Consider the following 12226-nt stretch of genomic DNA (forward strand, 5'->3'; position numbering starts at 1 on the left):
GCTTAGGGACGCGGTTGGACAGTTGAAAACAAGTGACTTGTTTATCGGTATAGTCTTTTCTGCCTTGCATACCTCAAGATACAGAAAAGGCTACTTAAATCTCTAGGTAGAGTTGTGCAACAGCCACCCTCCTCAAGTTGAGGCAAAGTTCGTCAGCCGCTGATGCTGACAACAAGCGCTTAGCAACCCGAGTAAGCTAATTAAGGCCCGGCTTGCCCAGCTAAAAAAGGAAACAATTTGCCAGCTTTTGAGTCCTTATAGGGTATGTTTAATGAACCGCGAATCGATGCCTGAACCTCCTTTTGCCCCCGAGGAGACCAACCGACTGCTTGCCTTAACCAGCTACGACATCCTCGACTCGTTGCCTGAAGCTGATTATGACGACATCACCCAACTGGCAGCCCAAATCTGCCAGACACCCATTGCCCTTATTAGCCTGGTGGATGAAACCCGCCAGTGGTTTAAGGCCAACCGAGGACTCCCCCTCCGCCAAACCCCACGGGAGCACTCCTTTTGCGCGCACGCGATTCGTACCCCCCAGCAGCCCCTGATTGTAACCGATGCCCGGACCGATCAACGCTTTACCGATAACCCCCTGGTGAAGGGGGATCCCCATATCGTCTTTTACGCGGGGGTGCCCCTGGTCGATGCCCAGGGGTTTGCCCTGGGGTCACTCTGCGTGCTGGATGAGCAAACCCGCCAACTAACCGACGATCAACTAGCCAGCCTGCAAATGCTTTCCCGGCAAGTGATGCGGCTGCTCGAGTTACGCCAAAAAACGCGCATCTTGCAGGAACGTGAAGGGCGGTATCAACTCGAAAACGAAGCCTTGAAGACCAGTCAGGCTCGTCTGGAGACCATATTCAATCATGCCCCGATTGGTCTGGGGCTGCTGCGGGGGGACGACCATGTGTTCGAATGGGCCAATGACCGCATTGCTCAGATGGCGGGACGAACCCTTGACCAGATTCAGGGAAAGCCCCTGCTGGAAGCGCTGCCCGAATTGGCTCAACAAGGACTCAAAGAGATCTTTGATCGGGTTCGCCAGACGCGCCAACGCTTTGAAGCGCCGCAAATTCCCATCACCCTACGCCGCAACGACCAGGACGAAACCGCTTATTTCTATGCCAGTTTTGAGCCCGTCGAGGAGCCTGATGGCACGGTGAGTATTGTTGATTTTAGTTTGGAAATCACTCAGCAGTTACTGGCTCAGCGGGCGCTGGCCGACAGTGAGGATCGCTATCGAAGGCTGGCGGCTGACCTGGAGCAACTGGTCGACCAACGAACCCAGGAGCTGGCCATCGCCAATAAAGGCCTGGCCGCCAGCAACCAGGAGTACGCCAGCATCAATGACGAGCTGAAAGAAGCCAACCTGCTGCTCAAGCGCTCCAACGAAAATCTCCAGCAGTTTGCCTACGTCGCTTCGCACGACTTGCAGGAGCCCCTGCGCAAGATTCGTCAGTTCGGGGACCTGTTGACCACTCACTACGCCGACTCGGTGGGCAACGAGCGGGTTTATGTCGAACGAATGCAATCGGCGGCTCAGCGCATGTCGACCCTGATCAAAGACCTGTTGGACTTCTCGCGGCTTTCCACTCGGCGAGAACCCAACCGGTTGGTTTCCCTGGGGGAGGTGGTCGGGCAGGTCTTGTCAACTCTGGAGCTGACGCTGCAGGAAACGGGGGCTCAGGTGCAGGTTGATCCCTTACCCACCGTGCCGGGGGATAGCTCGCAACTGGAGCAACTTTTTCAGAACCTTTTGGCCAATTCGCTGAAGTTTCGTCAGCCTAGAGTCGTTCCCCGGATTGGAGTTCAGGCTGGCTTGGTGTCGAGTGATCAGCTGCCCGAGGGCGTCCGAGTGGGCCGGAGCAGCATTGCTTATCACCGGATTGATGTAGCCGATAACGGGATTGGTTTCGAGGAGAAGTACCTCGGCCGGATTTTTCAGGTGTTCCAGCGCTTACACGGGAAGGGTGAGTATGGGGGAACGGGGATAGGGTTGGCCATCTGTGAGAAAGTAGTCACCAATCATGGGGGCGCCATTACGGCCCGCAGCCAACCCGGTCAGGGAGCCACCTTTAGCATTTACCTTCCGGTATAGCACCCTGCGAACGTCCGTGTTCCTGTGTCGTTTGGTTGGGGAGCTATTTTTTAAAGCACTATGTGGCCAAAAAGCCTATTCTCCTAAAAGGCTCCCCTAGGTAAGACAAAACACCCGTTTGGTCGGATAGGCGTTCCAATAAACGGCTACACATAAAAACGTAAGTTGCCACGCCCTGGATGGCTTCGTGCTAGATCGGGGTTTTTTGTTACCGGTAAAATCATTGGATGTTACCGGTAACAAAAAGCCCCGATGGCCTACTCCTTAAGCAACGCTACCTACCACTCTCTATACATACCGATTGAAGAAGTTTAAACGCTTTTTATTCGTTCGTCAGGTACGGTGTGGCTAAGACAAAAGCCTCTTTACACCTGTTAAGGAGCAAGCTTATTCCTGGTCACGAACCATAGCATCGGTACACACAAGACGGTCTCGATTGTATACCTCTTGAGCTAATAGTTAAAAAAAATGATCTTTGGCGTCTTAATGTGAAAAATAAGCCCTGTTCTGATTCACGATAGGGTATAGCTGGTAGGCAAGCAGCTGCCACGCCATCGAGCCGACTGGAACAAGACGCTGATAGGATGACCTTATTTGATGAGGACCCTCAGTGCTTATTAAACTAAGCCGGACTGGCAACCAAACAGGAAAGCAGGATCAATCGGCCCTCAAAGCCAGCCATCGCTCTGGCTTCGAGCAGGAACTTAAGCTAAGTACTTTATGTAAGTTGTTCCCTGTTTCATTCAAAGGGACAACGAACTTACCCAGTACTTGCACACCGGTATAGAGGAATGCTAACTCTTTCACAAGTAACTACTTACACTTATATCCCGGTCTATATGTAGGAGATGTTTCACTTTTTCGCTCATTTTTGTTACCTTTGCTCATCCCGTACTTATACTTATTCGCCATGACCCTCTTGTCTGATGCCCCAGTGTGGGCAGTCGATGACGACGAAGACGATCTGTTGTTTATTCAATCCGCCTTCGCCCACGAAAGGCCAGCCATCGAGATCCGTCTCATTCAAGATAGCACTGACCTGTTGGCTCAATTAGGGGCTTGTGTGGACTTACCCAAACTTGTTCTCCTCGACATCAACATGCCCCGCCTCAATGGATTTGAGCTGCTGGCCCAGCTACGTCGCCTGCCCCGCTATGCTCAGCTGCCCATTATTATGCTTACCACCTCCACTGATCCCAACGATCGGCAGCAGGCGCTGGGCCTGGGTGCCAATGGCTACTTGATTAAACCGGTAGGCCAGCACCATCTCCGCCTGATCGCTCAGTCACTGAGTCAGCAGTGGGCTTTAGCCTAAGCACAACGGAACGATGCCCTGGCTATCAAGAGAATACGAGTCTTTTTTCCTATCAAGCAGGTAGGTTGAGGTCTACATTGCTTAGAGAACCCTGCTCGCCAACCTTTAAAGTTAACGAAAGTAGGGGTATCCTGTCTAACCGCACCGCTTTGTCGTATGCGACGGCGGAACGGCCATTGGTCGTATACGACAAAGCGGCTCAACCTACTTAAAAGGCACCTAATTGCCGTGAACTTCTTTTCTTTGGTTACCAACCGAATCGAATTACCATCAGCCAGCCCAATTGTCTACTAGTCCTATTGGGCAGTTATGGACTTAGCTTAGCTTTCCAAATTTGATGGAACTTGTTTTTTACTCGATTGCCGGATTGGTTATGGGAGCAGCATTGACCTATTTGTATCGGCACGTTTCCTTTTCGATCAAATGCCCTACATGTGGCCAGAATGATCAGGAACGGATTACCCGTTCCAGGCTGGCTCGTTTCGTCTCCCGGTTTAGGGCGACCAAAGCCTACCGATGCCGAAAGTGCTGGAATGAGTACGTGGTTATCGGCTAGTAAGGGTTAGCTAGCCGCCCCTTACCCGCTTGAAGCAGCCAGCTCAGTTCAGTAAACGTCACTCCCTGACATGTCCCGGGAATACTCTAAACTTATCAGGTCGTGTTACGGAGGCCGCCGGGGCGCTACACTCCTTTCCCCCCTTTTCTTTCCCTATTTCAAAGGCAAACTAGCCCGTTTCCAGGCTTTCTGTAGAGCTTGTGATCGTTGACTGGTTCATTAACCGAATGCCCCGAGTCCTAGTTGAGCCAATAATGGCTTAATCGGTGCATCTGTTCCTGCAAGGACTCGAAACTCCTGGGCTTGATAATATAATCCGTTGCGCCCAGTGCATAGCATTTCTGCCTGTCCGCATGATCCGATGAGATCGTCAAAATGACAATGGGCACCTCCTTGAAGGCGTCATCTTTTCTCAACAGGGTCAACAAATCAAATCCACTCAGCGTGGGCATACGCAGGTCCAACAGAATCAGATTAGGCACTGGATGTGCCCCTAGCCAGGCCAGTAGCTCTTCTCCCTGGTGGATCGGCTGAATATGGGTGTCGAAACGGGCGAAGTTAAAAACCGTCTCTACTAGAAATGTATAATCTGGATCATCATCCACCAGGAGCACCTGGCTGGTAGGCTTACTCTTCATGTAGTAAGGACGCATGGTTGTTACCCGGGTCACTTACTTGTCGGGGCTAATGAGAAAAATAGAGTTCGTCCATGCAGCGTTGACGGGCGACCGACTGCGTCTGATCACCTTCAACTGCCCCTGAAGCATCCTTTCCTTAGTTGACCCGCCCTTAGAGTGGCCTGTACCCTGTCGGGCTGAAGCGGTGCACGGCCAGTCGGTTGGCTTTCAAAAAGATAGGGTAATTTGGTTTAGACATGACTGCTCAAGACTCATCGGTATCCGCTAGTTTGTCCAGGAAGAGATAGTGAAAAGCCACAGACGTTTACCTCGTTGGCGAGTCCAGTTCAGGCCACATCCATGTTCGACTAGCGACATTGGTTCACTTGCTGGGGGATCAGTAAGTAAGCTGGGGCAGGCTATCAAAAAACGGGGAATGGCCTACTCAGGACGTCTGCTTAAGGGCAACCTTAAGCAGACGTGTTAGAGTCTTCATCGTCTAGACTGGCTGCACTTCTGAACGCTACGGACCTAAGCCTGGCTTTGATCGTTGACTGTACTGATTGGACAGCCAACGAGTGGCTAACCAATAACTGCTTCCTGCCGCCTAAGCGATACCTGTTACAGCAGCTTATCAGGGCCTCCAAACACCTGAAAAGCCTAACGGAGTGAATACCTTCAGTAGTGGTCGGAACGTCTGGCGGGCGAGATGATGGGGAGTTCAGCGGGTATTGACTACGTTGGGCCTACCCAAAAGTCAGCGTACGGCGGTTAGCTTAGTCACAGTATAGAACACCCTTTTTAATAAACCACCTCACCACTGGTCTCAGTTAGACCGGTCCGCGGATGTAAACGGATCAGCCGTCTAGGGTTTACAGCCGACTGCCTGATAAAGTTGCTGTCCAGTCCTGGACGGATTTACTTCACTGAGTCACCCACGGGCGGTGCACTCATTAGGTTTCTGAAGGCGTAGAGCTGGTCAGCGTGACTTCAGTTAAGCCGCCCTGGAAATCGCCTATGGGTACGCTCAACAGGGCTTGCCACTGCCGTTGGAGTTGTTGCATAGGGTGACGGAAGCTTTCGCCCTCAAAGGCGTCCATATCCAGCCGAAGGCGGTTCTGCTCCTCAAGCAAGTCTGCTTGAATAACGACCCGCCCTTTAGCCACCAGGGAGTTGAGCACGTCAAAAGCGGCTTCTACCGAACCCACCCACCATGAGTAGTTTTTCTTAACACCGTCCCGTTCTATGGTTATAAAGTTAAGAAACATAAATTAGTAGTTAAATGGTTAAGTGCCAAATTACATATGGTTAACTTAGATCAAAGTTAATATATAAACAGTTATTCAGGTGAACCTATAAATTAATTTAAGTACTTATTTTATATTATGTAAGTAATAACCCTCAGCGATTGAACGGTTTTTAATTTTAAGTGAGGCTTTCTGCCAAGGCCTCTTGCACTCTAAAAGTAGACGGAAAGACTGGCTAATTTATCCGATCATGTACTCTACCCATAAATAAGTCTGAGACATCGCATATACTAGGCAGGCTATGCTTCATTTATACGTACTAGCAGCCCAAGTTGCGTGGCGGACTAATACCACCAACTGACAAGTAACCCGAATTAGTAATTAAAAAATATATTATTTAACTATTCAATTAGTTTTTTGTGCATATTCTGACACATAAATTAGAAATTTACTTTCCAAGAAACCGACCGGCACTTGTATGAAACTAGTGAATGAGCTTGAACGGCTGAAGGCCTTGCAGAGCTATACGATTCTGGATACCTCACCGCAGAAAGAATTTGACCGGCTGACCCAGCTGGCTTCCCTGTTGTGTGAGACCCCCATTGCCCTGCTGACGCTGGTCGATGAGGACCGGCTGTGGTTTAAGGCCAAAACCGGTCTTGACCTGCAGGAAACCAGGCGTGATACTGCCTTTTGCCGCTATACCATTTTGGAGCAGGGGTTGACACAAATTGAAGATACGACCCTGGACAGCCGGTTTTGCGAGAGTCCACTGGTCACGGCCAATCCGTCGATCCGCTTCTACGCGGGTTATCCCCTGACTGACCCCAATGGGTTTGCCATTGGTACCATGTGTGTCATGGACCAGGTACCCCGAAAACTCACTCCGACTCAGCAACTGGCCCTGGGTGTGCTGGCGCAAACGGCGCTGGAGCTGATTGTTCAGCAACGCCAACACCAGGAGCTCATGCACATAAAACAACTCTTCGACCTGTCGAACGATCTGATCTGTGTCGCCGGGGTAGATGGGTATTTCAAGAAAATAAATCCGGCCTTTCAACAGGTACTGGGTTGGGATGAACGCCAGTTGCTGGCCCATTCCTTTTTTGATCTGGTTCATCCCGATGACGTGAGCCATACCCGATGCGAAATTGCCGCCCTGGCCGAGGGCCAAATGACGATCAATTTTGTTCATCGGTTTCGATGCGCCGACCACACCTATCGGTATCTGCAGTGGGTAGCCAGCCCGGAGCCAGCCACCGGCTATTTATTTGCGATTGCGCGTGATATTACCAACCAGCAGCAGCAGCAGCTCAAGCTGAACCATTCGGAAGCTAAATTCCGGACCTTCTTTGAAAACTCCCAGGGCTTTTTGTGTCTCCATGACCTGGCGGGCACGATCGTATCGGTCAACCTGGCCGGGGCGGAGGCCTTGGGCTATCAGCCTGAGGAGCTAATCGGCCAGCGGCTAAGCCAGCTGGTGCCCGACGACCAGCAGGCGGAATTGGCGACTTATTTACAACGCATTCAGACCCGGGGCCGGGCCAGCGGCCTGCTGCACACCCGGCATAAGGATGGCTCCCGGCGAATCTGGCTGTTCAACAATGTCCTAGAGAAAGATCTGGATGAACACCCCTACATTCTGGGTAACGCCATCGATATCACGGTGCGGCACCGCTTGGAAGGCGAATTAAAACGGACCCAGCAAATGCTGGCGCAAACCAACGAAGTGGCGCGCATCGGGTTTTGGGAAGTCAATGTGCCTCAGCAAACCCTTCACTGGTCAGCCGTAACCCGATCCATTCACGAGGTGGACGAGCAATTTGTACCAAGTTTGGAGACGGCAATCCCCTTTTTTAAGGGGAACGATGAGATCCTGATACGTGATGCTGTCGGGCGGGCCGTGGAGCAGGGTCAGACCTATGATTTGGAACTGCAAATCGTGACGGCTCGGGGTCGAACGCTTTGGGTAAGGGCGCTGGGCATTCCCGAATTTGAGCAGGGCCGGTGCGTGCGGCTGTACGGGACATTTCAGGATATTGATGAGAAAAAAAGGGGGGAGCAGGCCCTGCTCACCGAAAAATTGAGACTGGCTGCCTTTGTCGACCATGCACCCGCCGCCGTGGCCATGTTTGACCGGACAATGACCTACCTGGCGGCCAGCAACCGCTGGCTGGAAGACTACCAGCTCAGCGGTCCGGTCATTGGGCGGAGCCATTACGAGGTTTTTCCTACCTTGCCGGATTCCTGGAAAGCCATTCATGCCCGCTGCATCGAAGGCGCCGTTGAAAAGAAAGAAGAAGATGTATGGCGCCCCCCCGGCTGGAGGCAGGATCAACACATCCGGTGGGAAGTACGCCCCTGGTACCAGTTTGACGGCTCCATTGGGGGCATCATGATGTTCACCCAGGATATCACCGAAATCTGTTTACAGCGGGATGAGCTCAAAAAAGCCAAACGGGCGGCCGAACAGGCCAGTCAGGCTAAATCGGAGTTTCTGGCCAACATGAGCCATGAGATCCGAACCCCGTTGAACGGGGTGATTGGCTTTACCGATCTGGTCCTAAAGACAACCCTCACTCCGACCCAGCATCAGTATTTAGCCATCGTGAACCAATCGGCCAATGTCTTGCTAACGACCCTGAATGACATCCTTGATTTTTCCAAGATCGAAGCGGGGAAACTGGAATTGTCCCTCGAGCGGGTGGATATCTATGAACTGGCCAGCCAGGCCACGGAAATCATCACCTATCAGGCGCAACGCAAAGGGCTGGAAGTTCTTCTGAATATAGCGGCTACGGTTCCCCGGTTTATTCAGGCTGACTCGGTCCGCCTGAAGCAGATTCTGGTGAATCTACTGGGCAATGCGGTCAAGTTTACCCTCCGGGGTGAGATTGAATTGAAAGTGACCACTGTGAACGACCCCTCGGCGACCGAGGGCCTGTTCACCTTTGAGGTTCGGGATACGGGCCTGGGCATTCACCCCGACATGCAGCAGAAAATCTTTCAGGCCTTCTCTCAGGAGGACCCCTCGACGACCAAGCGATTCGGCGGCACCGGACTTGGGCTGACGATCGCCAACAAGCTGCTGGGGTTAATGGGCAGTCAGCTCGAGCTGAGCAGTGAACCCGGGGTGGGCAGCTGCTTTTCGTTCACCCTTTCACTGAAGACCGAAGCCGGGGAGGCCCTCGACTGGGGGGATTTGAGTTGGATCAACCGGGTGCTGGTCGTCGATGACAACGAGAACAACCGGCTGATTTTAAAACAGCTATTTAGGCTGAAACAGATTGCCGTGGAAGAGGCCCGGAATGGCTTTGAAGCGCTTGAGGTACTGGCCACCCAGCCTCGGGGCTTTGATGTTATTGTGATGGACTACCACATGCCGCATCTGGACGGGCTGGAGACGATCGAGAAGATACGGGCTAATTTCTCGTCCTCCCCGGTGGAGCCGGTTATTTTGCTGCTCCACAGTTCCGCGGAGGATGAACGGATCGAGAAGGCCAGTGCCCGTCTGGGCATCCACCAGCGATTGGTTAAACCCCTCAAACTGGACGATCTCTACACGGCGCTGGGCCGGATTGGCCGCCCGGAAAACCGCCCGTCGAGTGCCGGTCAACAGGATGCGCCGGTACCCATCCCGGCGGCGCGTGTGGGTGCGCCCATCAAGGTACTGATTGCGGAAGATAACCCCATCAATCAATTACTGGCCCGGGTGATTATCAGCCAACTGGCTCCCCAGGCGCACATTCTGGAAGCCGTCAATGGGCTGGAGGCCGTCGAGCTGTATCAGCAGCAAGCCCCTGATCTGATCCTGATGGATATTCAGATGCCGGAAATGAATGGCTATGAAGCCACCCGGAAAATTCGTGAACTGGCCCCCTCGGCCCCGGTGCGCATCATTGCCTTAACCGCCGGGACGGTAAAAGGGGAACGGGAGAAATGCCTGGCGGCCGGCATGGATGATTTTGTAACTAAACCCATTGTCGAAGCTTCATTGCGGCCCTTTTTCAATGACGATGAGTTGGAACAGCCGGGTACTGACCTAGCACCGGAAACGGCCCCCGAAACCCACTTTAACCTGCGAACGATTCAGTTGCTGGCCGGGGGCGATGCGGTGCTGATTCAAGCTTTACTGGCGGCTGCGAGCCAGGAGTTAACCACCTCCATCCTGGCGCTTCGCCAAGACGCTGGTCCGCCAACCCTGGCCGATTGGAAAGCACTGGGGCACCAATTGCGCGGAACGGCTTTAAGTGGGGATATGCCCACGCTGGCCCGGCTGGCCCAACGGCTTGAGCAATTGGAAACGACTCAGGGGGAAGCCGTCAGTAAGCTGAAAGCGGATGTTGAATCGGAATGTGAACGGGTACTGGAAGCGATCCGTCAGGCTACTTTATCAGCATAAGGACGGCTTTCGAGAACCGATGGTAAAGGGGAGCTAAAACCCTAGGTTACGGACAGGCGTTTGACAGCATTTAAAAAATTACTGTCTCACAATTCGCTCATTAGTGAGACGAAGAGTTATTCATCTATACGACTGTTTCACTATACAACGTCATCTGATTGTATCGTCTGCTTCTGTGGAATCATCTTCTTGACGTAACCGTTCCTCAATCTCCTCAATGGACGGTAAGGTGCTTTGCAAGTCGGTTGGTAGGGACTCCATCAACCGGTACTCAGTGATGCCGATTGGCTTGTTCATGTCCCGCAGGGCGTATTCGGCCATCAGCTGGTCATGACGACGGCAGATCAGCAGGCCGATACTGGGGTTATCAAACTCGCTTCGTAGTTGATCATCTACAGCCGAGAGATAGAAGTTTAACTTGCCCACAAACTCGGGCTCAAACTCGACTACCTTCAGCTCAATTACTAGATAGGAATGTAGCTTAAGGTGATAGAACAACAGATCCAGGATGAATTCGCGCCCGGACACCTCAAGGGGATACTGCCGCCCGACAAAGGCAAAGCCTTTGCCCAACTCGAGCATGAACTGAATCAGGTGATTGACCAGGCCCTCTTCCAGGTCCCGCTCCTTGTACTTCTCGGTTAAACTCAAAAAGTCGAACAGGTAGGGGTTTTTCAGCGACTGCCGGGCCAGATCTGATAGGGGTTCGGGTAGGGTTCGCTCAAAGTTGGAGATCGCTTGGCCAGTGCGTTGTTTATAGTTCGACTCAATCTGCTGAACCATTACATCCCGTGACCAGCCATTTTCGACCGTTGCCTGCATGTAAAACAGGCGTTCATCCAGATTCTTTACTTTGTCCAACAGGGTGGTATGATGGTACCAGGTCAATTTTGCAGGCGTCGCCTGCAAAATTGACTCTCCGCCAAACTGATGGTCCGGATAAGCGGCCGCGAAGGCCTTCATGTAACGCAAGTTGCGGGGCGACATGCCCTTCATGGCCGGGAATTCCGCCTTCAGATCAGCCACCAACCGGTCGACTACTTTCTGCCCCCACCCCTGTAGCTTTTCCTGCTCAAGGATGATGGTTCCGATGCGCCAGTAAAGAGCCAGTAGTTCGGCATTGGCTGCGAAAGTGGCACGTAACTGAGTGGTTCGGATTTCACGTTTAAGTTTATCCAGCAGTTGGATGTAGCCAGTTGGTTGGCTATTGGATAGAGGCATCAACGTCAATACGGATTGATCAAGATCGAAGATACCAGTAAAAGCGCTATGATGCAGTTATGATGGGTTAATTTTGGCTGCAAGCCTAACGGTATGCTGACTCATTGACGGACTAGCCAAGCCGTATGAGACCAGGTATTAATCGATTAATTAAGTATGTCTTTTACTGAAACGTTATTTAAAACTCAACATCTCACTGAATTCTTTACAACTAGACGAAAAAACTTTCATACATGTGCTTCATAAATTGGGCGTTATTTGTTACGTTGTCGCATTAGCAAGATTGGCTTGTCGGCAGAAAGTAAAAGCTACTGTTCATTCATTCTATTGCACAACGACCACATCGGGTTTGAGTCACTTAGGTAGGGAATGGCCAGATTTTTTGTAAAGGACTTAGGGACTATTCGTTATAATCGCCAGTGAAACCATTTTTACTTTCTATCCGAAGTATAGCTCAATCCGATCAGAAATGAGGATACCTCGAAATGACTCATCCCATATAACCCGGGTGGACCACCCGCACAAAAAAGGACTCGCCTAAGCAGGCAAGCCCTTTACTTCTCCTTTTGTCAAATTAAGTTCTTGTGTCATCACGTAAGCTGAACCTAGCTAATCAGAAGTTGATAGCCAGGGCCAGCTACTGTATGTCGTCAAATGAAAGTGGACAGATGCGGGTGAAAAGAGAAGAGATACTTTTAAGCACTTTGAACTCGCTGAAAAATATGACTTTTCCGCCGTTGGGCCATCGTTAGCTGCTTGATTTTTTG

7 protein-coding genes are annotated in these 12226 nt (G+C 51.7%); 4 read left to right on the forward strand and 3 right to left on the reverse strand.

What is annotated here, in order from left to right; genetic code table 11:
* The first annotated feature begins 286 nt into the window (after positions 1 to 286).
* From ACYVJM_RS31485 to ACYVJM_RS31495, 3 genes are all read left to right on the forward strand, one after another.
* Positions 287 to 2101: a GAF domain-containing sensor histidine kinase gene (locus ACYVJM_RS31485; RefSeq protein WP_461152092.1), complete on the forward strand. Its 1815-nt coding sequence runs from the start codon at positions 287 to 289 to the stop codon at positions 2099 to 2101.
* Between the two features lie 910 nt (positions 2102 to 3011).
* Positions 3012 to 3416 carry a response regulator gene (locus ACYVJM_RS31490; protein ID WP_461152093.1) on the forward strand — a complete coding sequence of 135 codons (405 nt, stop codon included), beginning with the start codon at positions 3012 to 3014 and terminating at the stop codon, positions 3414 to 3416.
* 337 nt (positions 3417 to 3753) lie between these two features.
* Entirely contained in the window at positions 3754 to 3972 is a 219-nt protein-coding gene (locus ACYVJM_RS31495) for a hypothetical protein (RefSeq protein WP_461152094.1), read from the forward strand.
* Positions 3973 to 4211: 239 nt separating this feature from the next.
* Here ACYVJM_RS31495 and ACYVJM_RS31500 read toward each other — a convergent pair whose 3' ends face one another.
* Positions 4212 to 4625 carry a response regulator gene (locus tag ACYVJM_RS31500; protein WP_461152095.1) on the reverse strand — a complete coding sequence of 138 codons (414 nt, stop codon included), beginning with the start codon at positions 4623 to 4625 and terminating at the stop codon, positions 4212 to 4214.
* A gap of 917 nt (positions 4626 to 5542) precedes the next feature.
* The gene (locus ACYVJM_RS31505) at positions 5543 to 5857 is read right to left on the reverse strand and encodes a hypothetical protein (protein WP_461152096.1); all 315 of its coding nucleotides are present in this window, start codon (positions 5855 to 5857) and stop codon (positions 5543 to 5545) included.
* Positions 5858 to 6314: 457 nt separating this feature from the next.
* On the opposite strand from ACYVJM_RS31505, the gene ACYVJM_RS31510 reads away from it, so the two are divergent.
* Positions 6315 to 10238 carry a response regulator gene (locus ACYVJM_RS31510; protein ID WP_461152097.1) on the forward strand — a complete coding sequence of 1308 codons (3924 nt, stop codon included), beginning with the start codon at positions 6315 to 6317 and terminating at the stop codon, positions 10236 to 10238.
* 150 nt (positions 10239 to 10388) lie between these two features.
* Here ACYVJM_RS31510 and ACYVJM_RS31515 read toward each other — a convergent pair whose 3' ends face one another.
* On the reverse strand, positions 10389 to 11459 hold the full coding sequence (locus tag ACYVJM_RS31515) for a PDDEXK nuclease domain-containing protein (RefSeq protein WP_461152098.1): 1071 nt from the start codon (positions 11457 to 11459) through the stop codon (positions 10389 to 10391).
* Between the last annotated feature and the right edge of the window lie 767 nt (positions 11460 to 12226).

It is taken from the genome of Spirosoma pulveris (genome assembly GCF_054781875.1).

Coding starts and splice junctions, on each gene's coding strand:
- ACYVJM_RS31485 (WP_461152092.1), top strand. CDS start 287: ATGCCTGAACCTCCTTTTGCCCCCGAGGAGACCAACCGACTGCTTGCC.
- ACYVJM_RS31490 (WP_461152093.1), top strand. CDS start 3,012: ATGACCCTCTTGTCTGATGCCCCAGTGTGGGCAGTCGATGACGACGAA.
- ACYVJM_RS31515 (WP_461152098.1), bottom strand. CDS start 11,459: ATGCCTCTATCCAATAGCCAACCAACTGGCTACATCCAACTGCTGGAT.
- ACYVJM_RS31505 (WP_461152096.1), bottom strand. CDS start 5,857: ATGTTTCTTAACTTTATAACCATAGAACGGGACGGTGTTAAGAAAAAC.
- ACYVJM_RS31495 (WP_461152094.1), top strand. CDS start 3,754: ATGGAACTTGTTTTTTACTCGATTGCCGGATTGGTTATGGGAGCAGCA.
- ACYVJM_RS31500 (WP_461152095.1), bottom strand. CDS start 4,625: ATGCGTCCTTACTACATGAAGAGTAAGCCTACCAGCCAGGTGCTCCTG.
- ACYVJM_RS31510 (WP_461152097.1), top strand. CDS start 6,315: ATGAAACTAGTGAATGAGCTTGAACGGCTGAAGGCCTTGCAGAGCTAT.